General features: G+C 57.5%; 20 protein-coding genes. 18 read left to right on the top strand and 2 right to left on the bottom strand.

The window, feature by feature from the left end; translation table 11 throughout:
* Window positions 1-4 precede the first annotated feature (4 nt).
* The 4 genes from rpmB to ORY85_RS05805 all read left to right on the top strand — a co-directional run bounded on the left by rpmB (window position 5) and on the right by ORY85_RS05805 (window position 2,294).
* Complete coding sequence (gene rpmB / locus ORY85_RS05820) at window positions 5-238, top strand: 50S ribosomal protein L28 (protein ID WP_002216391.1); 234 nt, start codon at window positions 5-7, stop codon at window positions 236-238.
* Between the two features lie 28 nt (window positions 239-266).
* Window positions 267-422 carry a 50S ribosomal protein L33 gene (gene rpmG / locus ORY85_RS05815; RefSeq protein WP_003684373.1) on the top strand — a complete coding sequence of 52 codons (156 nt, stop codon included), beginning with the start codon at window positions 267-269 and terminating at the stop codon, window positions 420-422.
* An 88-nt stretch (window positions 423-510) separates the two neighbouring features.
* Window positions 511-1,545 carry a tRNA preQ1(34) S-adenosylmethionine ribosyltransferase-isomerase QueA gene (gene queA / locus ORY85_RS05810; RefSeq protein ID WP_274572087.1) on the top strand — a complete coding sequence of 345 codons (1,035 nt, stop codon included), beginning with the start codon at window positions 511-513 and terminating at the stop codon, window positions 1,543-1,545.
* A 404-nt stretch (window positions 1,546-1,949) separates the two neighbouring features.
* Window positions 1,950-2,294 (top strand): hypothetical protein, encoded by a 345-nt coding sequence (locus ORY85_RS05805; protein WP_274572086.1) that lies wholly within the window; start codon window positions 1,950-1,952, stop codon window positions 2,292-2,294.
* Between the two features lie 226 nt (window positions 2,295-2,520).
* Here ORY85_RS05805 and ORY85_RS05800 read toward each other — a convergent pair whose 3' ends face one another.
* The gene (locus tag ORY85_RS05800) at window positions 2,521-3,480 is read right to left on the bottom strand and encodes a LysR family transcriptional regulator (RefSeq protein WP_274572085.1); all 960 of its coding nucleotides are present in this window, start codon (window positions 3,478-3,480) and stop codon (window positions 2,521-2,523) included.
* A 126-nt stretch (window positions 3,481-3,606) separates the two neighbouring features.
* Here ORY85_RS05800 and maiA point away from each other — a divergent pair, with 126 nt between their 5' ends.
* The 8 genes from maiA to ORY85_RS05760 all read left to right on the top strand — a co-directional run bounded on the left by maiA (window position 3,607) and on the right by ORY85_RS05760 (window position 10,147).
* The gene (gene maiA / locus ORY85_RS05795) at window positions 3,607-4,245 is read left to right on the top strand and encodes a maleylacetoacetate isomerase (protein ID WP_274572083.1); all 639 of its coding nucleotides are present in this window, start codon (window positions 3,607-3,609) and stop codon (window positions 4,243-4,245) included.
* Between the two features lie 48 nt (window positions 4,246-4,293).
* Window positions 4,294-5,478: a 3-hydroxybenzoate 6-monooxygenase gene (locus ORY85_RS05790; protein WP_274572081.1), complete on the top strand. Its 1,185-nt coding sequence runs from the start codon at window positions 4,294-4,296 to the stop codon at window positions 5,476-5,478.
* Window positions 5,479-5,539: 61 nt separating this feature from the next.
* Window positions 5,540-6,568, top strand: coding sequence for a cupin domain-containing protein (locus tag ORY85_RS05785; protein ID WP_274572080.1), 1,029 nt, complete (start codon window positions 5,540-5,542; stop codon window positions 6,566-6,568).
* A gap of 47 nt (window positions 6,569-6,615) precedes the next feature.
* Complete coding sequence (locus ORY85_RS05780) at window positions 6,616-7,311, top strand: fumarylacetoacetate hydrolase family protein (RefSeq protein ID WP_274572079.1); 696 nt, start codon at window positions 6,616-6,618, stop codon at window positions 7,309-7,311.
* Between the two features lie 94 nt (window positions 7,312-7,405).
* Entirely contained in the window at window positions 7,406-8,032 is a 627-nt protein-coding gene (locus tag ORY85_RS05775) for a TRAP transporter substrate-binding protein (protein WP_274572077.1), read from the top strand.
* A gap of 5 nt (window positions 8,033-8,037) precedes the next feature.
* Window positions 8,038-8,376 carry a hypothetical protein gene (locus ORY85_RS05770; RefSeq protein WP_274572076.1) on the top strand — a complete coding sequence of 113 codons (339 nt, stop codon included), beginning with the start codon at window positions 8,038-8,040 and terminating at the stop codon, window positions 8,374-8,376.
* Window positions 8,373-8,870, top strand: coding sequence for a TRAP transporter small permease (locus ORY85_RS05765; RefSeq protein ID WP_274572074.1), 498 nt, complete (start codon window positions 8,373-8,375; stop codon window positions 8,868-8,870). The genes ORY85_RS05770 and ORY85_RS05765 overlap by 4 nt, the downstream gene beginning before the upstream one ends.
* A 2-nt stretch (window positions 8,871-8,872) precedes the next feature.
* Entirely contained in the window at window positions 8,873-10,147 is a 1,275-nt protein-coding gene (locus ORY85_RS05760; protein ID WP_274572073.1) for a TRAP transporter large permease, read from the top strand.
* Between the two features lie 74 nt (window positions 10,148-10,221).
* On the opposite strand, the gene glnE is transcribed toward ORY85_RS05760, so the two are convergent.
* Window positions 10,222-12,903, bottom strand: a complete 2,682-nt coding sequence (gene glnE / locus ORY85_RS05755; protein ID WP_274572072.1) for a bifunctional [glutamate--ammonia ligase]-adenylyl-L-tyrosine phosphorylase/[glutamate--ammonia-ligase] adenylyltransferase — start codon at window positions 12,901-12,903, stop codon at window positions 10,222-10,224.
* 214 nt (window positions 12,904-13,117) lie between these two features.
* Here glnE and ORY85_RS05750 point away from each other — a divergent pair, with 214 nt between their 5' ends.
* The 6 genes from ORY85_RS05750 to oppF all read left to right on the top strand — a co-directional run bounded on the left by ORY85_RS05750 (window position 13,118) and on the right by oppF (window position 20,958).
* Window positions 13,118-14,779: an ABC transporter substrate-binding protein gene (locus ORY85_RS05750; protein WP_274572070.1), complete on the top strand. Its 1,662-nt coding sequence runs from the start codon at window positions 13,118-13,120 to the stop codon at window positions 14,777-14,779.
* A 135-nt stretch (window positions 14,780-14,914) separates the two neighbouring features.
* Window positions 14,915-15,835: an oligopeptide ABC transporter permease OppB gene (gene oppB, locus ORY85_RS05745; protein WP_274572069.1), complete on the top strand. Its 921-nt coding sequence runs from the start codon at window positions 14,915-14,917 to the stop codon at window positions 15,833-15,835.
* 121 nt (window positions 15,836-15,956) lie between these two features.
* On the top strand, window positions 15,957-16,865 hold the full coding sequence (gene oppC, locus ORY85_RS05740; protein ID WP_274572068.1) for an oligopeptide ABC transporter permease OppC: 909 nt from the start codon (window positions 15,957-15,959) through the stop codon (window positions 16,863-16,865).
* Window positions 16,866-16,922: 57 nt separating this feature from the next.
* Window positions 16,923-17,891: an oligopeptide ABC transporter ATP-binding protein OppD gene (gene oppD / locus ORY85_RS05735; RefSeq protein WP_274572067.1), complete on the top strand. Its 969-nt coding sequence runs from the start codon at window positions 16,923-16,925 to the stop codon at window positions 17,889-17,891.
* 131 nt (window positions 17,892-18,022) lie between these two features.
* Window positions 18,023-19,897 carry a calcium-binding protein gene (locus tag ORY85_RS05730; protein ID WP_274572066.1) on the top strand — a complete coding sequence of 625 codons (1,875 nt, stop codon included), beginning with the start codon at window positions 18,023-18,025 and terminating at the stop codon, window positions 19,895-19,897.
* Between the two features lie 68 nt (window positions 19,898-19,965).
* Entirely contained in the window at window positions 19,966-20,958 is a 993-nt protein-coding gene (gene oppF, locus ORY85_RS05725) for a murein tripeptide/oligopeptide ABC transporter ATP binding protein OppF (protein ID WP_274572065.1), read from the top strand.
* The last annotated feature ends 140 nt before the right edge of the window (window positions 20,959-21,098 follow it).

Below are 21,098 nucleotides of genomic sequence, written 5' to 3'. Positions count from 1 at the left end.
AACCATGGCACGAGTTTGCAAGGTAACCGGTAAACGCCCGATGTCCGGCAACAATGTATCGCACGCCAACAACAAAACCAAACGCCGTTTTTTGCCTAACCTGCAATCACGCCGTTTCTGGGTGGAAAGCGAAAACCGCTGGGTTCGCCTGCGTGTATCCAACGCTGCGCTGCGCACCATCGACAAAGTGGGTATCGACGTTGTATTGGCCGATTTGCGCGCACGCGGCGAAGCCTAACGAATTTTTTAATCAAGGAATCTGAGCAATGCGCGATAAAATCAAACTGGAATCGTCAGCCGGTACCGGTCATTTCTATACGACGACCAAAAACAAACGTACCATGCCGGGCAAGCTGGAAATCAAAAAATTTGATCCCGTTGCCCGCAAGCACGTTATCTATAAAGAAACCAAATTGAAATAATCCGGTTTTTGTCCGAAAGCCTTTGCAAAAGCGAAGGCTTTTTCTTTTTAGGCCGTCTGAAAACGGCCGAATTTCACAGGAATCCGCCATGCAGCTGTCCGATTTCGATTTCGACCTGCCCGAACACCTGATTGCCCAGCACCCGCCTGCCGAGCGCGGCACCAGCCGCCTGCTGGCCGCTTTGCCCGGCGGGCCGTTTTCAGACGGCCGCTTCGCCGATTTGCCCGATTATATTGAAGCGGGTGATGTACTGGTGTTCAACAATACCAAAGTGATGAAGGCGCGCCTGTTCGGGCAGAAAGCCAGCGGCGGGCGTATCGAAGCCTTAATCGAACGGGTGGTCGATACGCATACCGCGCTGGCGCATATCCGTGCGTCCAAGTCGCCCAAGCCCGGTGCCTGCCTGCTGTTTGACGGCGGTATCGAGGCGGAAATGACGGAACGGCACGGCGAACTGTTCTGCCTGAAATTTGCCGGAACACAGAGCGTGTACGATTTATTGGCACAGCACGGCCGCCTGCCGCTGCCGCCGTATATCGGGCGTGCGGCCGATGAAGATGATGAGGGGCGTTATCAAACCGTTTATGCCAAGCATCAGGGGGCGGTGGCCGCGCCGACTGCGGGGCTGCATTTTACAGACGGCCTGCTGGACCGGCTGCGTGCCCAAGGGGCGGTGTTGGCCGAAGTTACGCTGCATGTCGGTGCGGGGACGTTCCAGCCGGTGCGGGTGGATAATATTGCCGAACACAAAATGCACAGCGAATGGTACGACGTGCCGCCCGAAACCGTGGCGGCTGTCGAAACGGCCAAGGCGCGCGGGCGACGGGTTTGGGCGGTGGGTACGACATCGATGCGCGCTTTGGAATCGGCCGCGCGCGGCGGCTTGCGTGCAGGGCAGGGCGACACCGATATTTTCATCACACCGGGCTACCGTTTTCAGGTCATCGACCGTCTGATTACCAATTTCCACCTGCCCAAATCGACACTGCTGATGCTGGTCAGCGCGTTTTCGGGAACGGAACATATCCGGCAGGTTTACCGTCATGCCGTCGCGCAGCAATACCGTTTTTTCAGCTACGGCGATGCCATGCTGCTGGGTCGTTGCGGAGAAGAGGCCGTCTGAAAACCGTTTGGCGCGGCGGCAGGAAAAATTTTCCCGGCGGTCATTTGCCAACGGTTTCCGCCGTATGGCCTGATCCGGTTTTGCCGGGCGGTTTGGTAGTACCGGCATATGCGGTATGGCGGCCGTTTCAGGCGGCTTGGCTGTCTTCTCCGGCAGACAAAACGGCCGGGCCAGATTGGCCGGCAGGGGTTACGGATCTGCACCGTCTGCGGCTGCATGGCCGAAACCGGGGCTGCGCCTGTCCGTCAAAACCGTCGGGCTTGCCGTAAATGCCGTTGCGGTCATGTCTTACCGAGGCCGTCTGAAATCCCGTTATGCCCGTGTGTCCGATGATGCGTTTGGCATGACAGACAGATGGGTTACAAGCGGGCGGTTGATCATAGGGGGCGGATAAGGAGGGTGCGGTGCGGGTATGGCTCTTGTTGATTGCCAATCTCACGGCTTCGGTTTCCGTCGGTATCGGTATGGTGATCGCGCCGTGGCTGCCCGGCAAAACGGCGGAAGGCGGCAGTATGCTGTCCGGTGCGGCCATGCTGTCCGGTATCTTGCTCTGTTTTCTGATGCCGTGGATCGGTTTTATTGTGGACCGCACGTCCGTCCGCATGATGCTGGCGGCGATGGGGTTGTACTTTTTTACCTGCGTTACCTGCCAGATTTTCCTCAGCTTTTCCCATGTCAGCCGATCCGCGCTGATTAAAACCGTGTTTGCCGCCCAAACTACGCGCAAAATCAACAGCTTGATGGAATGAACTGGAAGCGCAGATTTCCGCGCTGCTTATCAGCGGCATCACTATGTTTGGGGTAAAGGATACCGCTTCGGGCAGCATATTTGCCGGACTGGCCGGCCTGCGGCCGCCCGCCCGCGTATGAAGCGGATACTGCCCGATCGGGCTTAACCGCCAAGAGCAAGGCCGTCTGAAAACCTTTCGAGTGTTTTCAGACGGCCTGTTTTCACATAGCAGGCATCCGGCAGTTTCAAACTGCCTGAAAAGAGAGCGGCCCTGCATCGGCACCGATGGTGCGGACTGCCGTGCGGCAGCATCCGATAAACTGGTGCAGCAGAGTGTCCGGCTGTGCCTGTTCCCGCCAGACCATACCGACAGCACCGTCGGCAGTATCCAAGGGCAGGTTCAGTTCGGTCAGCAGCCCGCGGCGGTGGAAATGTTCTGCCACGCCTTTTGAGGCAACCGAGAGCATATCGCTGTATTGCAGCAGCCACAGGTTGGCCACTTGCGAGGTAGACTGGATACGGTAAACCGGCGCGCGCCTGCCTGCGGCAGTCAATGCGTTGTCCAAACGGCTGCGTATGGGGGTGCCGGACGGCCAGATAATCCATTCGTAAGGTTCCAAATCTGCCCATTTCAGGGCGGATTTTTGTGTCAGAGGGTGGTGCATACGGGCAACGATGCGTATGGGATCCAGATAAAGCTGTTCGCTTTGCAGTTCGCTGTCCGGTTCGTAATTGTCGAGACGGCCGACTACCAAATCCAGCAAGCCCTGTTTCAGACGGCCGACCAAGTGATCCATGGTGCCTTCCTGTATTTCCAGATATACCTTCGGATTGGCCTGTAAAAAGCGCATGGCGGCGGTGGGGACAAAATGCGGTGCGGCTGCGGGCGACATGCCGATAAGCAGTGTACGGCTGTCGCCCCTGGCGGTGTCGTCCAAATCCTGTTGGGTGCGTTCGGCTTCAATCAGAATACGGCGGGCATGGGCAATCAGAATATTGCCCGCAGCGGTGGGCGTTAAGCCTCGGGCATGGCGGGCAAACAATTCGTGGCCGGTATCTTCTTCCAGTTCTTTCAGCCAGCGGGACAAAGCAGGCTGGGTCATATTTGCCTGTCTGGCTGTTTCGCTCAAGTTTGCGGTTTCGGCCAGCAGTATCAGCAGTTTTAATTGTTTGAGTTTGAGTCTTTTGGCCCACTTTATATTCATATCATTTCCGCTATGGAGATATCAAATTTAATCATTATACAGATATGCCTTTTGTTGGGAATAATAGTGCGGACCGATAGGCGGTCTGAAATGTTCAGGCTGCCGGGAACACAGATAACAGGCAATATGAAACTTTACAGTTTTTTCAACAGCTCGACTTCCTACCGCGTGCGGATTGCGTTAGCACTCAAAGGCATCGACTATGAATATGCAGGCATCAATATCCGTATCGGAGAACAGGCATCGGCAGGGTATCGGCAGCTGAATCCGGCCAAAGGCGTGCCTGTTTTGGTTGATGGGGATTTTGTACTGAACCAGTCTTTGGCCATTATCGAGTATCTCGACCGGCAATATCCCGAACCGCCGCTGTTGCCGGAGGAAATCCGTTTTCAGGCCGAAGTGCGTGCGTTTGCCTACGGCATCGCCTGCGATGTCCACCCGCTGAACAATCTGCGGATATTGAAATATCTGACTGAGACGCTGTCGGTTTCGGAAGCGGAAAAAAAGACTTGGTACCGGCATTGGGTGGCTGAGGGTTTGGGCAGTGCGGAGCAGGTGTTATCGAACCGTCCGGCTTCTCCGTACTGTTTCGGCGGTGTACCGACGCTGGCCGATGTCTGCCTGATACCGCAAATGGCCAATGCCGAACGTTTTGGTTGTGATTTAAACCTTTATCCGCGTCTGACAGCGGTTTACCGCCACTGTATGGCACAGGCGGCCTTTATGCGGGCGAAACCCGAGTGCCAGCCGGATTTTACTGCTTGAAACTCTTGATTCATCAGAGAACCCATTCAGCTTTCAGGAGGACAAAAAATGGCACAACGCATGATTATTGTCGGAGGCGGTATCGGCGGCTTGGCCGCTGCTTTGGCACTGGTGCGGCAGAATATGGAAGTATTGTTGCTGGAACAGGCATCAAGCATCGGCGAAATCGGTGCGGGTATCCAGCTCGGCCCCAATGCGTATGCCGCGCTGGACGATTTGGGTGTGGGCGAAGCGGCGCGGCGGCGGTCTGTTTTTGTCGACAGATTGGTCATGATGGATGCTGTCGATACCGGAAAAATTGCGGAAATGGCCGTGGGCGATGCATTCAGACGGCGTTTCGGCAATCCTTACGGTGTCATCCACCGTGCCGATATCCATCGGTCGATTTTGGAGGCGGTGGAGCGCCATCCGCAGATCCGTTTTCAAACTTCTGCCCGCGTTGTCAAAGTTGATTGGAGTGATGACGGCGTGGCGGTGGAAGATGCAGCAGGCAACCGTTACCTGGGTGATGCCCTGGTGGGTGCGGACGGTGTGAAATCGGTGGTACGTGAAACACTTATCGGTGATGCCGCACGCGTATCCGGTCATGTGGTGTACCGTGCCGTGGTGGACGCGGCGGAAATGCCGGAGGATTTGCGCATCAACGGGCCGGTGTTGTGGGCAGGGCCCAATTGCCATTTGGTGCATTATCCCTTGCGCGGCGGCCGGCAATACAATCTGGTGGTGACGTTTCACAGCCGCGAACAGGAGGAATGGGGCGTACGGGAAGGCTCTCAGGCAGAGGTACTGTCGTACTTCCAAGGGATAGACGACAGCCCGCGCAGATTGCTGTCTTTACCTAAGTCATGGAAGCGGTGGGCAACCGCCGACCGCCAGCCGGTTGAAAGCTGGGGCAGGGGTTGCGCGACCCTGCTGGGCGATGCCGCCCATCCGCTGATGCAGTATCTGGCACAGGGTGCCTGTATGGCTTTGGAGGATGCCGTGGTGTTGGGGCGGTGCGTTGCAGAGTCCGGCGGCGATTTGGCCGCCGCTTTCCGCCGTTACGAGCAGATCCGTATTCCGCGTACCGCCCGCGTGGTGTTGTCTACCCGAGAAATGGGCCGGCTATATCATGCTGCCGGTGTGGAGCGGCTGATCCGCAACCAAATGTGGCGGGGACGCAGCCAAGATCGGTTTTACGATGCGGTGGAATGGCTGTACGGCTGGAACGCCGCCAATTGTCTGGATACCTGATTTCAGACGGCCTATATGAAGGTGCTGCCGTATCTTTTGGAACAACAGAAAGTGATGAGTCATGAATCCGTTAGCCTCTTTGGACGAACTGCCCCAAACCTACCGCGACAGTTTGCAGGCCAACCATCTGGTGCCGCTGTGGCCGAGTATGCGCGGGCTGCTGCCGCCCGGCAAACCCGCATGCCGCACACAGACACAGATTTGGCCGTATGAAAACGTGCGTCCGCTGCTGATGGAAGCAGGAGTGCTGACACCGATAGAAAAAGCAGAACGGCGGGTGCTGGTGTTGGCCAATCCCGGGCACGGCTTGGACAATCTGCGCGCTACGCCGAGCATTTATCTCGGCCTGCAACTGATTCTGCCGGGCGAAACCGCGCCGAACCACCGCCATACGCCCAATGCTGTGCGGATTATCGTGGAAGGAGAGGGTGCCTGTACCACGGTAAACGGCGAGCCCTGCCGCATGGCGCGCGGAGACCTGATTCTGACACCTTCCGGTATGTGGCACGAACACAGCCACACGGGCGATGAACCGGTGGTGTGGCTGGACGTACTGGATTTACCGCTGATTTACCGTCTGGAAGGATCGTGGGCACAGGAGGGGGCGGCACAAACCATGACCCGGGAGGCGGATAAACCGTTTGCCGAATACAGTGCCTGCGGCATGGTGCCGAGTCCCGGCTTTGTGCGCGGACAAAACCGTGTACCGATGTTGCGCTATCCGTGGCACCGAACGCACCGCTGCCTGACGGAAATGGCCGCCCACAGCGGCAGCAGTTGGGTGCAGGCGGCTTATGTCAATCCGGAAAACGGGCGCAGCCTGTTTCCGAGCATCGGCTTCGGTGCCGCGATGCTGCGTGCCGGGTCTGCCGTTACCCTGCCGGAACGCACTACTCCCTGCGTCTTTCATGTGGTGGGCGGAGAAGGCCGTCTGAATGTGGATCCTGCGGGACAGGCTGTGTGGCGGGACAAAGATACCTTCTGCACACCCGGTTACAGCCGCATTACGCTGACCAATACCGGCAGTGAAGATGCCTTTTTCATCACGGCCGACGAAGCACCGCTGCACGAGTATCTGGGCATTTTTTAAGCCGTGTATGCCCGTATCCTTTTGACCGACAAACCAGGAGTCTTCCGATGACAGCAACCGTATTTCCCCCGCCGCCGCCCGTTCTGGCGGATATTGCCGGCAGCAGCGGCAAATTTCCCGTCAGACGCATTTTTTGTGTCGGACGAAACTACCACGCCCATGCGGCAGAAATGGGCGTCAGCGTGGATAAGCACAGCCAAGAGCCGTTTTATTTTCTGAAAGACGCATCGGCTTATGTGCCAAGCGGCAGTACCGTCCCTTATCCGCCGCAAACAGAGCATTACCATTATGAAATGGAGTTGGTCGTTGCCATCGGTGCAGACGGCTTCGAGGTGGACGAGGACGAAGCGGACGGCCTGATTTACGGTTATGCCTGCGGCTTGGACATGACCCGCCGCGATTTGCAGCTTAAAGCACGCGAAAGCGGCCGCCCTTGGGATTTGGGTAAAAATTTCGCACAATCGGCCGTGTTGTCGCCGATTGTACGCAAAAGCGGTACCGGTGTGCTTGACAGCGGCACCATCGAACTGCGTGTAAACGGCAAAACAGTACAGAGCAGCAACCTGAACCTGTTGATCTGGAATGTGCGCGAAATCATCGCCCACCTGTCGAAGTTTTACCGTTTGCAGGCCGGAGACCTGATTTTTACCGGTACGCCGGAGGGAGTGGGCGCGGTGAAAGGCGGTGATGTGTTGGCCGGTTCGATTGACGGTATCGGTGAGATCGATTTGCGTATCGGCTGAATGCAAGGCCGTCTGAAAACCCGCTTTATCCGTTTTCAGACGGCCTTAACCGATGATATGCCTGTTAAAACAAAAAAAATCAGAGGAGTATGAGATGGGCGTCATATACAAACTGGCTGCGTTTCTGACAGCCTGCATCATTTATCCTGCGGGCGCGCAGACCCTGCGTCTGGGGCACGTCACTCCGCCCGCACATATCTGGCACAAAGTTTCCCAACGGTTTGCCGACAACCTGCAACAGCAAAGCGGCGGTAAATACCGGACCGTGATTTACCCTTTGTCCAAACTGGGCGGCGACGACCAGATGATCAGTCTGTTGCAGTCGGGCGCACTGCAATTTGCCGTTTTGACGGCAGGCAATCTGTCCAACCGCGAACCGGCCATGAACGCCTGGTTTCTGCCGTATGCCTTTTCCGGTATGGATGAGGCCAATGCCGCCGTGGGTTCGCCCGAAGCACGCCGTCTGCTGGCCGGTCTCGAACGGCACAAATTGGTCGGCTTGGGCTATACGATGGCGGGAATGCGCCATGTACTGACGACTCAGCCGGTACGGGGAGTGGAGGATTTTCGCCGGCGCAAAATCCGATCGTTTCCCAATCCGTTGTTCAACTCGTGGTGGCGCAATCTGGATGCGGCACCGACCGCACTGGCCGTCAGCGACATTATGCCCGCACTGACGACCAATCTGATTCGGGTGTCGATGCCGATTTGGACATCGTAGCCGGTATGAAAATGTATTACCGTGCGCCGTATCTGACTTTGACCAACCATATGGCTTTTCCCGGCGTGGCCGTGGCATCGAAAACTTGGTGGGATACGCTGGGGGCAGAGGAGCGGCGGCAGGTACGTTCGGCATTTGCGGAAGCCGAACGCTGGGGGCTGGCACAGCAGGCGGAACAGGAACGGAACAATATTGCCGCACTCAAAGCAGCCGGTGTGACCGTTGCGGAACCCGATTATGCGGCATTGAAGGCCGTCGGTGAAAAAACGGCTCGGGAATATATCCGCCGCTATCCCGAAGCGGCAGTTTTTTACCGTGTTTCTGCCGGTCAGGAGGGGCAATGATGATGGATGTACTCAACCGTATCGACCGCTGTATCGCCCGTGCGGAATATGCCGCCATGGTGGGTTTGATGGCGGCACTGACTGTGATTCTGACTGCGCAGGTGGCTTTGCGTTATGTATTCGGCAACCCGCTTTTCTGGGCAGAGGAAGCGGCGGTACAGATGCTGGTGCTGGCCACCTGTATCGGCACAAGTTATTTGATTTACCGCAACGGAATGCTGAAAGTCGATCTGTTGGCCGCCATACTGCCCGAAACCATACACCGTCCCATGCAGCGCGTGATTACTGCGGCGGGTCTGCTGACTTTGCTGGCAGTGTGTGCTTATGGTGTCATTTGGCTGATGCGGCCGGAAAACCGTTTTTTACTGTCGGCCACTACCGGTATGCCGAAATGGTACGGCCATTTGGCCATGACGGTGTGTTTCGGCCTGATGGCCTGGCATTTGGCGGTACAACTGATTCGGCCGCATGCCGCAGAGACCAAGGAGGATTGATTATGCTGGCAGTATTCGGATTTTTGATTGCACTGTTTGCCGGCGTGCCGATTTTTACCGCGCTTCTGCTGGCCGCGCTGCTGTTTATGTTTGAAAGCGGAAATGGTGTATTGGTCAGTGAAGTCGTGATCCAGTTTGACGGGGTGTTGGGCCAGAGCGGATTATTGGCGGTGCCGCTGTTTATGCTGGCGGGCGAGCTGATGAACAGGGGCGGACTGACGCAGCGGCTGATTGCCTGTGCCGGTCTGTTTGTCGGCGGCTTGCGCGGCGGACTGGCTTATGTGAACCTGCTGGCCAATGCCATGGCCGCTTCTATTCTCGGTTCGGCTACTGCTCAGATTGCGGTAATGAGCCGGTTGATGATTCCCGAAATGGAAAAGAAAGGCTACGACAAAAATTTTGCCGCCGCCGTTACCGTTTCAGGCGGCCTGCTGGGGCCGGTCATTCCGCCGTCGATGCTGATGATTATTTACGGTGTGATTGCGTATCAGCCTGTATCGGCACTGTTCTTGGCCGGCATCGTACCGGGGGTGCTGATTGTGGCGGCGTTTGCACTGGTAATTGCCGTTATCGGTTGGACGCACGGCTTGCCCTCAGGCAGCCGCGCGGTGAGGCAGCGTGTCCGTGCAGACTTGTTGGCGGGCATGATTCCGGGCTGCATTCCCGTTGCCGTGATCCTGCTCATTGCTACCGGTGTAATGACGCCTACCGAAGCGGGGGCGGTGGCTGCCGTGTTGGCATTCGCGATCGGTACGGTGCTTTACCGCAGGCTGAAATGGCGCGACCTGCCGGGCATCTTCGCCCGTGTCTGTACGGGAACGGCCGCCATTACCGGCCTGATTGCGGCTGCGTCGCTGTTCGGCTGGACGCTGACTTTCGAGGGCATACCCGATCAGATTGTCGCTTTTTTCGTGTCGTTGACAGACTCTAAAACCATATTCCTGCTGACGGTTTATCTGCTGGTGGTGGTTTTGGGGATGTTTTTGGAAAGTATCAGTGTGATGATTGTTATGGTACCGCTGCTGCTGCCTGCGGTAAGGAGTTTCGGTATCGATCCTGTACATTTCGGTGTGGTCGTCAGTTTGGCAACGCTGGTCGGACTGGTTACGCCGCCGGTCGGCCCCGGTCTCTTTATTGCCATGCAGTCGGCAAATCTGAAAATGATGCCGCTGTTCCGCGCCATGATTCCGTTTCTGGCCGCCATGCTGTTCTGTATGCTGCTGATTGCGCTGGTTCCGGCACTGTCGCTGTGGCTGCCCGGAGTGTGGTTGAAATAGGAACAGTAAGCAGCAGGCCGTCTGAAAACCTTTCGGGTGTTTTCAGACGGCCTTGCTGTGTGTGCGGCAGGGTTTCAGGCGGTGGCGGGCGGTTCGCCGAACACCTGCTGCCACAGGCGGCGGACGGATTGATAGTGGCTGAGCAGTTCGGGGGTGGGTTCGGCTTTACCGGCATCGCGCAGTTTGGCGTTGTGCTGTTGCAGGCGGTAGAAGCGGTAGGCGGTGCGGCTTTGTGCGGCCGGTTCCGGCTCAATCAGTCCGGCTTCGGCGGCGATGCGCAGCAGGGCGATGTTGCCGTAGTTGTCGAGCAGCTGCGGGTGGCGGGCGGCATGGGCGAGAATCAGATATTGGACAATGAATTCGACATCGACCACGCCGCCGCGCGCGTATTTGACATCGCCATCGTGTGGCGGGCGGGTGGCGAACATTTTTTCGCGCATGGCGGTGATGTCGCGGGCCAGGGCGGCGGCATCGCGCGGCTGTGTGAGCAAGTCTTGGCGGATGCGGTCGAATGCCGCACCGATTTCGGGGCGGCCGCAGATAAAGCGGGCGCGGGTCAGGGATTGGTGTTCCCATGTCCATGCGTTTTCGCGCTGGTATTTTTCAAAAGCGGCGGTGCTGTGGACGAGGAAACCGTCTTCGCCGTTTGGGCGCAGGCGCAAATCGACATCATAGAGTGTGCCCGCTCCGGTGGCGGCCGACAGCCAGTTGGTCAGGCGGCGGACGAAGCGGCCGTAAACATCGGGCGCGTCGGGGTGGGGGTCGTCGTAGAGATAGACCAAATCGAGATCGGAGGCATAGCCCAGCTCTTTGCCGCCGAGTTTGCCGTAACCGATGACGGCGATATGGGGCGTGTCGGTGTGGGTTTTCGGCGTATCTGCCCACACGGCGGGCAAGGCGGCGGTCAGGACGGTATCGGCCAGCGCGGAAAGTTGGTCGGACAGGGCTTCCACCGTCCACAGACCCGCCAAATCCTGAACGGCCAGGCAGAATACTTGGGTGTGCTGGAAATGGCGCAGCAGATCCATCTGTGCTTCGGTGTCGCCCGCAGCGGCACTCAGGCCGTCTGAAAGGGCGCGGCCGAGTGCGGGCCAGTCGAAGGCGGTATCCATCAATTGCGCACTCAGCAATTCGTCGAGCAGAATCGGGTATCGGGTCAGATAGGCGGCCACCCACGCGCTCTGGCTGAAAATACCGGCCACTTGGTGCAGGGCTTGGGGGTGTTCGTTGAGAAAGGCCAGATAGGCGGAGCGGCGGCTGATGTTTTCGAGAAAATCCAGCAGGCGCAGCAGGGTGGCGGCAGGATTGGGACGGGCGGCGGCTGCTTCGGCCAGTTTCGGTATCACGGCATCAAAGCGCGGCTGGGCTTGGGCCGAGAGACGGCGGTACTTGCCGCTTTGGCGCAGCTGTGCCAGCCGTTCGGCCACAGCCGAATCGAAACCGTGCGCGGCCAGCCGGCGGTTCACGGCCGCTTCGTCGGCGCTTTCCTGCCATATCCACTGCCAAGAGGCGGCCTGTTGCGGTTCGTCGGCCGGTTCGGCCAGAATGTCGTTGAACACGGCGTCTACCCGCCGCCGGTGGCCGTCGAGGCCGTCTGAAAATGCGGCATAGTCGGCAAAACCCATGCTTTCGGCCAAGCGTTGCTGCTGTTCGGGCGCATCGGGCAGGGTTTGTGTCTGCCGGTCGTCCCAATATTGCAGGCGGTGTTCGACATCGCGTAAAAAACGGTAGGCGGCCAGCAGAGTATCGGCGGTCTCCCGCCCGATGATGTTCAGCCGCGCCAATTCGTGCAGGGTTTCCTGTGTGCCTTTCAATTGCAGGCCCGGGGTGCGGCCGCCGCGTATCATTTGGAAAATCTGGGCGATAAATTCCACTTCGCGTATGCCGCCCGCCCCCAGTTTGATGTTACCCGCCATGCCTTTGCGTTCCACTTCGCTGCGGATTTGGCGGTGCAGCGCGCGCATGGCTTCGTAGGCGCTGTAATCCAGATATTTTCGGAACACGAACGGACGCACCAGCGCACTAATGCCGTTGGGATACGGTGTGATGACGCGGCCTTTGCACCAGGCGTAACGCTCCCATTCCCGTCCCTGCCGGATTAAATACTGTTCCAGCGCGGTTTCGCTCCATACCAGAGGGCCGGAGTCGCCGTCGGGGCGCAGCCGCATATCCACGCGGAACACCTGTCCGTCGGCCGTGATGTCGTTGAGCAGCACAATCAGTTTCTGCCCGACTTTGGTGAAAAATTCCTGATTGTCGCGCCCACGGCGGCCGTCTGTTTCACCCGCTTCGGGGTAAACAAAAATCAGGTCGATATCGGACGACACATTCAATTCATAACCGCCCGCCTTGCCCATCGCCACCACGCTCAAATACTGCACCTGGCCCGTATGGCGGCCGCGCGGTGTGCCGTACAGCCCCCGATAATAGGTATAGGCGAAATCCAGCGCGGTATTGACGGCGAAATCGGCAAAAAGGGTAATGGTGCGGGTAACCTCGGCCAAATCGCTGATACGGTTCAAGTCGCGCACCATAATCTGCGCCACCACATAACGGCGCAGCAGGCGCAGTTGGCGCGCCAGTTCGGCTTCATTTTCTTCGCCGCAGATTGAGTCCCAGTCGGCAAACGCCTGAAAATCGGCCGTATCCAGGACTTTGTCCAGCATCGGATTGAGTATTTCGGCTTTCAGCAGGCCGCCGGCCAAGAGGCGGGCAAGATAGGGAGAATAGCGGGCAGCGTGTTCGGCAACATTCATGTCAGTATTACAGTATTGAAAAGAAAGGTTTTTTCAGACGGCCTGCCGCCGCTCCGGTCCGTAGGCGCGCAAAGCAGGCAGTGTGCGGCGGTATAAAAAGAATTGACTATTTTTTGATTTATTTTAACATAAGCGGAAACCCATATTTCCGTTTAGCGGTTCTGCTGCCGAATCGGCATCTTTGAAAACCCCCATCCGAGTTGAGGAGAACATTATGCAAAAACAGCCTACCGTCCGATTGATTGCATTGGCTTCCCTGTTGGCATTGGCCGCCTGCGGCGGCGAAAAAGCAGCCGCACCTGCTGCTTCGCCTGCGGCCTCAGGTGCGCCGGTTTCCGGCGAATTGGCCGAAAAACAGTCCGTAACCATCAATAACGCCGCCGAACCCGAATCGCTCGATCCGCACAAAGTCAGCGGCGTACCCGAATCCAATATCAGCCGCCAAATGTTTGTCGGTCTGACTTCTACGGACAACGACGGCAACACCGTCCCGGGATTGGCGGAAAAATGGGAAACCGAAGACAACAAAGTGTGGCGGTTTACCCTGCGTGATGCCAAATGGTCGGACGGCGAACCGGTAACGGCCGAAGACGTGGTGTTCAGTTTCCGCCGCCTGACCGATCCGGCCACGGCCTCGCCGTATGCCACTTATCTGGCCGATGCCAAAATGCTCAATGCGCAGGAAATCGTGGACGGTAAGGCCAAACCCGATACCTTGGGCGTGAAGGCGCTGGACGCGAAAACCGTCGAGCTGACACTGACTGAGCCTGTACCGTATCTGCCCGATATGCTGGTTCACACTTCACCGAAAGTGGTCAGCAAAAAAGCGGTGGAAACCCACGGCGACAAATGGACACAGCCGGAAAACATTGTGGTAAACGGCCCCTATAAACTGAAATCGTGGACGGTCAACGAGCGCATTGTCTTGGAGCGCAACCCGCAGTATTTCGACAATGCCAACACTGCAATCGATGAAGTAACCATGCTGGCCGTTCCGTCTTCGACCACCGATGTCAACCGTTTCAAAGCGGGCGAAGTCGATGTAACGCAGGACGAAATTCCTACCGAACAGTTCAAGAGCCTGCAGGCGGAACTGGGCGACCAGCTGAAAGTTTCGCCCAAGCTGTGTACTTACTATTACGAGTTCAATCACACCAAAGCACCGTTCGACAACCCGAACGTGCGCAAAGCCCTGACGCTGGCGTTCGACCGCCCGCTGTTTGCCGAGCAGATTCTCGGCCAGGGGCAGACACCGGCCTACCAGTTCACGCCACCGGCTGCGCAGGGCATGAAAGACTACGAACCGGAATGGAAAGCGTGGCCTAAGGAAAAACGCATCGAAGAAGCGAAAAAACTGCTGGCCGAAGCCGGTTACAGCGAATCCAACCCGCTGAAATTCGAGCTGCTGTACAACACCAACGAAAACCACAAAAAGCTGGCAACCGCTGCGGCCGCCAACTGGAAAAAAGACTTGGGCTTTGTGGACGTAACCCTCAACAATCAGGAGTGGAAAACCTATCTGGACACGCGCCGCACTCAGAAACACCAAATGTCGCGCGGCGGCTGGTGTGCCGATTACAACGAGGCATCGACCTTCCTGAATACGTTTAAATCGGATAACAGCAGCAACTACGGCAAATACAAGAGTGCCGAGTTCGACAGCCTGATGAAGCAGACGCTGGGTGCGGATGTAACGCCCGAACAGCGCGGCGAGCTGTACCGTCAGGCCGAGGGCGTACTGGACAAAGATGCGGCAACGATTTTTGTGTACCATTATGTTTCGCCGCGTCTGGTGAAACCGTACGTGCAGGGCTTTTCCAGCAACGACCCGCTGAACAATTTCCAAGTGAAATACTGGTCTATCCTGAAACACTGATTCCGGCGGCCGGGTACAGTCATCAGCTTTGAACCGCCGCCCCTGCTGCAAGGTGCGGCGGTTTTTCAGACGGCCTAAGTAGGGAAATTCTTATAAAATCCGGTATACAGCCGGATAAAATGAAGGTTCGCAACCATGTTCAAACTGATTTTGCGCCGCATACTGGAAGCGGTACCCACGCTGCTGGTGCTGGTTACCGTATCATTTTTTATGATGCGGCTGGCACCGGGCAGCCCGTTTACCGGCGAGCGCAACCTGCCGCCTGCCGTGCTGGCCAATATTGAAGCCAAATACGGTCTGAATGATCCGGTTTGGCTGCAATACCTCAATTACCTCAAACAATTGGCGCGCGGCGATTTCGGCCCGTCGTTCAAGTACAAAGATTTCAGCGTGAACGAGCTGCTGGCGCAATCGTTTCCCGTTTCGCTCGAACTGGGGGTTTATGCTTTTGCGGCGGCCTTGATTTTGGGTGTGCTGCTGGGCGTGGTTGCCGCTTTGAAGCAGAATACGTGGTTGGATTATGTGCTGATGGGCGCGGCCATGACGGGTGTGGTCATTCCCGGTTTTGTCAAAGCGCCGCTGCTGGTGCTGCTGTTTTCGCTGACGTTCAAATGGCTGCCTGCCGGCGGTTGGAACGACGGCGCGCTGCCGAATCTGATTCTGCCGGTGGCCGCTTTGTCTTTGTCGTATGTGTCGAGCATTGCACGGATTACGCGCGGGTCGATGATTGAAGTGATGAACAGTCCGTTTATCCGTACCGCGCGTGCCAAAGGCGTGCCGATGCGGCAGGTAGTGTGGAAGCACGCCCTGCGTCCGGCCATGCTGCCCGTGATTTCCTATTTGGGGCCGGCATTTGTCGGTATCATTACCGGTTCGATTGTCATCGAAACCATTTTCGGCCTGCCCGGTATCGGCCAGCTGTTTGTGAACGGCGCGCTCAACCGCGATTACGGCATGGTGTTGAGCCTGACCATTCTGGTGGGCGTTTTGACGATTGCGTTTAACGCGGTGGTCGATATTCTTTATGCGGTTATCGATCCGAAAATCCGCTATTGATCGGGGGCTGCCGTTTGATGTGCGGTGCGGCGTGCAAGCCGTTTTCCGCCGCAGCAGCCCGGTTTTCAGACGGCCTGCCGTCAAACAGGCCGTCTGAAAATACCTGTAATAAGGATAAGCGATGTTAGTCAGTAAAAAACAGGCTGCCGCAGTATCGGCGGCGGCCGCGCAGACGGAAGTCAAAGGGCGCAGCCTGTGGCAGGATGCCGTGCGGCGTTTCAAACGCAACAAGGCGGCGGTGGGCAGTATGCTGGTTCTGGTGCTGATTGCCGTGTTTGTGCTGGTGGTGCCGATGGTTGCGCCTTTTGCCTACGACCATACCGACTGGGGCGCGATGCAGTCGCCGCCTTCTCTGGAAAACCGCCATTATCTGGGTACGGATTCACTGGGCCGCGATTTGCTGACGCGGGTGGCCATCGGCGGGCGTATTTCGCTGATGGTGGGGGTGGCCGGCGCGTTGGTGGCCGTGGTGTTCGGTACGGTATATGGCGCGGTGTCGGGCTTTATCGGCGGCAAAACCGATTCGCTGATGATGCGCCTGCTGGAAATTCTCAATGCGTTTCCGTTTATGTTTTTCGTGATTCTGCTGGTCACGTTTTTCGGCCGCAATCTGATTTTTATCTTTGTCGCTATCGGCCTGGTGTCGTGGCTCGATGTGGCGCGGATTGTGCGCGGGCAGACGCTGGGTTTGAAGCGCAAAGAATTTGTGGAGGCGGCGCATGTGGGCGGCGTGGGCAAAGCCACCATCGTGTTCCGCCATATCGTGCCCAACGTGCTGGGCGTGGTGGTGGTGTATGCGTCCATGCTGGTGCCCGGCATGATTCTGTTTGAATCGTTTTTGAGCTTTTTGGGTTTGGGCGTGCAGGAGCCGATGACGAGTTGGGGCGCGCTGTTGCAGGAAGGGGCACAAACCATGCAGGTGGCACCCTGGCAGCTGATTGTGCCGAGCGTGTTTCTGGTGGTTACCCTGTTCTGTTTCAACTTTATCGGCGACGGCCTGCGCGACGCGCTGGATCCGAAAGACCGCTAACCCGTTTTTCAGACGGCCTCTGCCGCAGAAGGCCGTCTGAAACAGGAAGGATTTGAGATGAGTCATCCGCTGCTGCAAGTCAGAGATCTGGAAGTTTTGTTCCACACCGAAGACGGTGCCGTAACCGCCGTCAACCGGCTCAATTTCGACCTTTATCCCGGCGAAACGCTGGGGATAGTCGGTGAATCCGGTTCGGGAAAATCGCAAACCTCGTTTGCCATTATGGGGCTGCTGGCCAAAAACGGCCGGGCGGACGGCAGCGTGCTGTTTGACGGCAAAGAAATCCTCAACCTGCCCGAAAAAGCCCTCAACCGCATCCGCGCACGCGATATTGCGATGATTTTCCAAGACCCGATGACTTCGCTCAATCCCTATATGAAAGTGGGCGACCAGTTGGCCGAAGTGCTGATTCTGCACAAAGGTATGGGCAAACGCGAGGCGTGGGACGAAGCGGCCAAAATGCTCGATGCGGTGAAAATCCCCGAGGCGAAAAAACGCATGGGTATGTATCCGCACGAATTTTCCGGCGGTATGCGCCAGCGCGTCGTGATTGCGATGGCGCTGCTGTGCCGCCCACGCCTGCTGATTGCCGACGAGCCGACCACCGCACTCGATGTAACCGTGCAGGCGCAGATTATGGCCCTGCTCAATGATTTGAAGCGTGATTTTGCCACCACCATCATCATGATTACTCACGATTTGGGCGTGGTAGCGGGCATCTGCGACAAAGTGCTGGTCATGTATGCGGGGCGGACGATGGAATACGGCGGCGTGGACGATATGTTCTACCGGCCGACCCACCCCTATACCATCGGTCTGCTGGGCGCGGTACCGCGCCTGGACGGCCATGAGGACGTTCTGCCCACCATTCCGGGCAACCCGCCCAATCTGTCACAGCTGCCGCCGGGCTGCGCATTTCAGGAGCGTTGCGGCCATGTCCGCGACATCTGCCGCCGCGAAGCCCCGCCGCTGCTGTCGGGTGCCGACGGCCGCAACCGTGCCTGCCATTGGCAGAGTGCCGGGTAAAAACGTGCAGGTTGGAATAGACACTCTATCAGCCGTTTGATTATCCTTATGTAAGATTTTGTTATTCATACATTAATCATTCGACCGCCGATACGGCGGCAATCCGCAATCTATCTACATGGGAGACAATCATGGCAATGTTCGATTACAAACAATACAGCAGCGCAGAAGCCGCGCGCCTGATGTCCGTCAGTCACAAGCTGGCGGTTTACACCAATGTCAGCCCGAAATTCATCAGCGGTACACTGAATGCATTGGGTAAACTGGCGGGCAATTACCTGGCCGACAGGCTGGAAATGTCGCCGCCCGACGGCTGGCGTGCTTTGGAGCCGTCTGAATTGGGGCTGCCGGCCAACAGTGTCGATCCTTTGGGTTTCTATACCGTCGAAAGTCCGCTGACCGGCCACAATACCATTCCCGGCATGGGGCCGCAGCTGAAAATCTTCGGCAAATTTAATGATGTGGGCAAGGTTACGGCGTTGAGCATCGGTTTTTGCGGTACCAACGACCCCTTGGATATTGTGGACTATGTCCAACTCAACAGCGGCGAGATGGCACCGAAAATGGAGCCGATTCTGCAAGTGGTCAAAAACTACGCCGAAGCCAACGGCCTGAGCGGTTCGGATGTCTTGGTAACCGGTTACAGTCTGGGCGGTGCGATGACCAACCTGATGGCGAAATACCGCGAAACGCTGGCCGACGGATTCTTTGCCGATGCCGACTATATCGGCCATGCTTCGCCGCTGATTTACGACAATCCGTCAGTCATTCTCAATGCCGGTTTTGAAAACGATGTCGTTTACCGCGCCGCGGGCGATGCGCCGACTCTGGGTGCAGCCGTTGCTGCCGCCAAACCCGGTTTGGTCAATCCCGACAAACCGTTTGCCACCACCATGGACAATGTGGTGCTGTTCAACGATACCTACGCCTCGCCCCTGTGGAAAATCAGCCCGTTTTCGCTGATCAATATTCCTACCGCATGGTCGGCGCATATCGACGGCCTGCTGGGTACACCGTTTACCCGTATCGCCAATTCCAGCTATTACGAGTACACCGCGGCCGACAGCACCGTGGTTGTCGATTACCTGACCGGCCTGACCCGGGCAACCACATGGGTGGAAGACAAAGCCTCGCATACGTCCGGCCATTACGGCACACCGGCATTCATCATCGGTAGCGACCGCGACAATCTGCTCAAAGGCGGGGTCGGCGGCGACTACATCGATGCGGGCGCGGGCAACGACAAAATCAAAACCGGTACGGGTGCCGACAGAATCGACGGCGGCGAGGGTGTCGATACGCTGATTCTGAGCGGCAGGCGCAGCGACTGGAATGTTTACCGCACGGCCGACGGCGATGTGTTTTTCCATGCCAAAGACGGCAGCGGCCTCAAACAGGCGGAAAATATCGAGAAAGTCAGCTTTGAGGGCGAATGGCGGACGACGCTCAACCCCTTTGAAGTCGGGACATACGGTTTGACGGACAAAAGCTATCCGGTGTTGAAATTCCTGAATCAGGATGTTGCCTACGGCCGCCATCAGGAGGGCAGTGCGGGGAACGATGTGCTGAAAGGCAAAACCCTTTTCGGCGGTGCGGGCAACGATGTGCTGACTGCGGCAAAAACTTCATCGCTGCTGCACGGCGGCGAAGGCAACGATATGCTGTTCGGCGGACGGGGCAATGACGAGCTGTACGGTGCGGAAGGCAACGACTTCCTGTACGGCGGTCAGGGCGGGCGTACCGTGATGTCCGGCGGTGTGGGCAACGATGTGTTCGCATTCGATAAGGCTTCGCGCGGTATCCAGCAAATCAGTGATTTCAACCACTATGCGGGCGACAAAGACAAGTTGGTATTCGATTCGGCACTGTTTTCCGGCCGCGAGAGCGTATTGGCCGCTGCCCGGCAGCAAGGCAGCGATGTCGTGATCGGCTATAAGGGCGGCAGCATTGTCCTGAAAGGTACGGAGCTGGCCGCACTTGACAGTTCGTATATCGAAATCGTTTAATTCAGCCGTATGCCGCCGGCAGAGTCTGTCGGCGGTTCCGGCTAAATTTGGAGACAAAAGGCAGCGAAATGAGCGAGAAAGAGCATTTGCTTGAAGTGCGCGACGTGCATGTCCGTTTCCCCGTCCGCGAACCGGGCGCGTGGTTCTGGCAGAAACCGGCCGCCTTGAAAGCGGTAAACGGCGTATCGTTCCATTTGGATGCGGGCGAAACGCTGGGCGTGGTAGGCGAATCCGGTTGCGGCAAATCCACGCTGGCGCGGGCGATTATCGGCTTGGTGAAAACTGCCTCGGGCAGTATCCGCTTTCAGGGCGAAGAGCTGGCCGGTTTGGACGAAAAAGCCCTGCGCCTGAAACGCAAAGACATTCAGATGATTTTTCAGGATCCGCTTGCCTCACTCAACCCGCGCATGACGGTGGGCGACATCATCGCCGAGCCGCTGCGCACGTTTCACCCCGAAATGGGCAAAGCGGCGGTTGAGGAAAAAGTAAAGGCCATCATGCAGAAAGTCGGCCTGCTGCCCAATCAGATCAACCGTTATCCGCATGAATTTTCAGGCGGCCAGTGCCAGCGTATCGGCATTGCGCGTGCGCTGATTCTCGAACCGAAACTGATTATCTGCGACGAGCCGGTGTCCGCGCTGGACGTATCGATTCAGGCGCAGGTCATCAACCTGCTCAAAGCCGTACAGGCCGAAATGGGCTTGGCGCTGATTTTTATCGCCCACGATTTGTCGGTGGTGCGCCATATTTCCGACCGCGTATTGGTGATGTATCTGGGCAATGCGGTGGAATGCGGTACGGACGAAGCGGTTTATACCGCGACCGCACATCCCTACACCCGCGCACTGATGTCGGCCGTGCCGCTGCCCGATCCGGCTGCCGAACGCGGCAAAACCATCGAACTGCTGGCGGGCGATTTGCCCAGCCCCATCCACCCGCCTTCCGGCTGCGTGTTCCGCACACGCTGTGTCGAAGCGGCGGCCGAATGTGCCGAGCAAAAGCCCGTACTCAAAGGGCGGGAAAGCCACCAAATCGCCTGTCTGCGCCGTGCCGTAGCCTGACGGGCAGAAACCGGGAGGCCGTCTGAAAAGCGGGGAAATCCGTTTTCAGACGGCCTTTTATCGTTTGGCGGTGCTGAAAAAACAGTGAGCATCGGGTATAATCGGCAGTTTGAAAACTCGTCCGGGCGGCTGCTCCGCCG

The organism is Neisseria leonii (assembly GCF_028776105.2).
Lineage (GTDB): Bacteria > Pseudomonadota > Gammaproteobacteria > Burkholderiales > Neisseriaceae > Neisseria > Neisseria leonii.
Note: the sequence above shows the minus strand (reverse complement) of the source record. Positions and strands in the feature narration are given on the sequence as shown.

Coding starts and splice junctions, on each gene's coding strand:
- ORY85_RS05765 (WP_274572074.1), top strand. CDS start 8,373: ATGATGATGGATGTACTCAACCGTATCGACCGCTGTATCGCCCGTGCG.
- ORY85_RS05790 (WP_274572081.1), top strand. CDS start 4,294: ATGGCACAACGCATGATTATTGTCGGAGGCGGTATCGGCGGCTTGGCC.
- oppB (WP_274572069.1), top strand. CDS start 14,915: ATGTTCAAACTGATTTTGCGCCGCATACTGGAAGCGGTACCCACGCTG.
- oppD (WP_274572067.1), top strand. CDS start 16,923: ATGAGTCATCCGCTGCTGCAAGTCAGAGATCTGGAAGTTTTGTTCCAC.
- maiA (WP_274572083.1), top strand. CDS start 3,607: ATGAAACTTTACAGTTTTTTCAACAGCTCGACTTCCTACCGCGTGCGG.
- ORY85_RS05775 (WP_274572077.1), top strand. CDS start 7,406: ATGGGCGTCATATACAAACTGGCTGCGTTTCTGACAGCCTGCATCATT.
- glnE (WP_274572072.1), bottom strand. CDS start 12,903: ATGAATGTTGCCGAACACGCTGCCCGCTATTCTCCCTATCTTGCCCGC.
- oppC (WP_274572068.1), top strand. CDS start 15,957: ATGTTAGTCAGTAAAAAACAGGCTGCCGCAGTATCGGCGGCGGCCGCG.
- oppF (WP_274572065.1), top strand. CDS start 19,966: ATGAGCGAGAAAGAGCATTTGCTTGAAGTGCGCGACGTGCATGTCCGT.
- ORY85_RS05770 (WP_274572076.1), top strand. CDS start 8,038: ATGAAAATGTATTACCGTGCGCCGTATCTGACTTTGACCAACCATATG.
- ORY85_RS05800 (WP_274572085.1), bottom strand. CDS start 3,480: ATGAATATAAAGTGGGCCAAAAGACTCAAACTCAAACAATTAAAACTG.
- ORY85_RS05780 (WP_274572079.1), top strand. CDS start 6,616: ATGACAGCAACCGTATTTCCCCCGCCGCCGCCCGTTCTGGCGGATATT.
- ORY85_RS05750 (WP_274572070.1), top strand. CDS start 13,118: ATGCAAAAACAGCCTACCGTCCGATTGATTGCATTGGCTTCCCTGTTG.
- ORY85_RS05730 (WP_274572066.1), top strand. CDS start 18,023: ATGGCAATGTTCGATTACAAACAATACAGCAGCGCAGAAGCCGCGCGC.
- ORY85_RS05785 (WP_274572080.1), top strand. CDS start 5,540: ATGAATCCGTTAGCCTCTTTGGACGAACTGCCCCAAACCTACCGCGAC.
- ORY85_RS05760 (WP_274572073.1), top strand. CDS start 8,873: ATGCTGGCAGTATTCGGATTTTTGATTGCACTGTTTGCCGGCGTGCCG.
- rpmG (WP_003684373.1), top strand. CDS start 267: ATGCGCGATAAAATCAAACTGGAATCGTCAGCCGGTACCGGTCATTTC.
- rpmB (WP_002216391.1), top strand. CDS start 5: ATGGCACGAGTTTGCAAGGTAACCGGTAAACGCCCGATGTCCGGCAAC.
- queA (WP_274572087.1), top strand. CDS start 511: ATGCAGCTGTCCGATTTCGATTTCGACCTGCCCGAACACCTGATTGCC.